Source organism: Aurantibacter sp. (genome assembly GCF_039941195.1).
Lineage (GTDB): Bacteria > Bacteroidota > Bacteroidia > Flavobacteriales > Flavobacteriaceae > Aurantibacter_A.
Genome location: NZ_JBDVFA010000026.1, coordinates 1 through 2,071 on the forward strand (window position 1 = coordinate 1; position 2,071 = coordinate 2,071).

The 2,071-nt window shown below is 35.8% G+C and carries 2 protein-coding genes; both read right to left on the reverse strand.

The window, feature by feature from the left end:
* Positions 1-569 precede the first annotated feature (569 nt).
* Positions 570-1,292, reverse strand: coding sequence for a hypothetical protein (locus ABJF52_RS04765; RefSeq protein ID WP_348147045.1), 723 nt, complete (start codon positions 1,290-1,292; stop codon positions 570-572).
* Between the two features lie 102 nt (positions 1,293-1,394).
* Positions 1,395-1,979: a Crp/Fnr family transcriptional regulator gene (locus ABJF52_RS04770; RefSeq protein ID WP_348147048.1), complete on the reverse strand. Its 585-nt coding sequence runs from the start codon at positions 1,977-1,979 to the stop codon at positions 1,395-1,397.
* Positions 1,980-2,071: the final 92 nt, after the last annotated feature.

Consider the following 2,071-nt stretch of genomic DNA (forward strand, 5'->3'; position numbering starts at 1 on the left):
GAATAAAAAAACGACAACCGTCCCGAAGCTTCGGGAGCATACCCGCCAGAATAACTTGTCGGGCTGGTTGCGACTTGATATGTTAGTGCCTCCGACGAGCTTAGCGAGAGGAAGGCAAAAAAAGCCGTAGCGGCGTATTTGGCAAATAAGCACTTATTTTAGATTAGGCTAGCAAGCCACTCCCGAAACTTCGGGACTGCGATGATATAGCATTTCCAAAAGACCGTGCAACAGCTGCGAGAGCAGTGTGCGAGAAGAGGCGGAGGCAAAACGAGATGAAGGGATTTTGGTCGACGCAGGCGTTCCAAGCGCAGCGAACATATGAATACCATTAAAAAATAATAAAGATGATATGAATAATATTACATCATCGGTTGAGCTATGAACAGTACGCGAGCAAACTAGCGTTTGCTATACGCCACGCACATAGCAAAAACTTTTTTTTCTGTAATTATTTTTTCCTGTCCAGAGTAAAATCCAAAAGATTTTGCGGACTCTATAAAAATACACAAATCTTGGCGTTTAAAACCTAAGTCCGTATTGTTTATAGGTTGTGTTGGCGGTAGTTTTTATTTCCGCAGTTTGCTTTTTAATTCCTCTGCTTTTGTCCGTCCCGCTTTATAATCTGGGTCAAGTTCTATGGCTTTATCAAGATAACTCAACGCACGCTGTCGATATTTTTTTCCTTGATATTGATTCGCCCATGCCCAATATGTAAAGCTAAGAACTTTCCAGTTTGCATAATCCGTATTTTCTTCAGCTTTTTGGATTATGGAACTAAAGTCCTTTTTTGAAAATTTACGTTTACTAAAAAAGAACCAAGGTAAGTTCTCTGCAACGCTACCACGCAAAAATTCAGGTAAGTAAGTTATGTCTGAATATTTTTTGACGGCATCTTCGAAAAGGTCAAAAGATTCGCGGAGTAAACTTAACTTTTTGGTTTCAGCTACAATCAATGATAATGCCGATGCCCTATAAGAAGTCACAAAAGGCATAAGTTCTGGCATGGTATTGTTCGAATCAAAAAGTTCGCTCAAATGGTCAAAGCTCTTTTTTGCATAACCTTGATACTCGGTTTTTGATAAAAATGATAGGTTTAAAGCAACTTCGTGGTAAATGATTCCGATTCTTGTTTTATTGATTTCATTTGGCTCATTTTTGAATTCATATTCTACTTTTATTAATTTGTCTTTGATTTCTGTACTATCGATAAGCTCCATTACATCATCAATTTTTTGTTCAATAGTCCTAAATTTTTTTAAATCTAACTCTTGTGCGATTACCGTGTTCATTATTGCAAATATTATAAATATTAATAATCTGTACTCCATAATTTTTAGTATTAATTGAGTACAAATTTGCAATTGAAATGGTTCAGAAAACGATGACTTATGTTAAGATTTTTCTTTTTTTTGTATTCTTGCTCTAATCCTGCTTAAACTTTCAGGATTGATGCCAAGGAAATTGGCAATGTGTTTTTGTGGAATTCGTTGAAAGAAATCGGGTCGGTTATTTATGAGATTCAAATAACGCTCCTCAGGCTTAACTGAAGAAAGGGAAATTGCAATTCGTGTCGCCCGATTGGCAACTTCTTCAGCCATTAATCGGCCGAATGTTTCATATTTTGTGCATTCTTGATACAAATTTCCTAATTGTTTTTTTTCAATCGTGTAGACAACAGAGTTTTCCATTGCCTGAAGATTCATTATGCAACGTGTTTCAGTTGTAAAACTTTGAAAATCTGTAACCCAAGAATTCTCAAAAGAAATATCGCAGGTTTTTTCAAGCCCGTTTTTTATATGAAAATGACGAATAGAACCTTTGGCAATGAATCCAAGAAAATTGCAGATAGAATCGTCTTCAAGAAGATATTCCTTTTTTTTCAATGTCTTTTGCACAAAATATTGGTCAATTAGTTCTAATTCCTGTGAGGAAACGGGCACTATTTTTTCACAATATTTTTTAAGTTCATTGAACATTCAAAGAATTTTTTAAATTACCGCCAACGCAGCGCTATGGGCAGATGGTCTTTTTTTTATGGAAATATAGTAAAATCCAACAACGATGTAAC

What these genes read in the sequence shown, in the direction of transcription:
- ABJF52_RS04765 (WP_348147045.1), bottom strand. Translation starts at nt 1,292, where the DNA reads ATGAACACGGTAATCGCACAAGAGTTAGATTTAAAAAAATTTAGGACT.
- ABJF52_RS04770 (WP_348147048.1), bottom strand. Translation starts at nt 1,979, where the DNA reads ATGTTCAATGAACTTAAAAAATATTGTGAAAAAATAGTGCCCGTTTCC.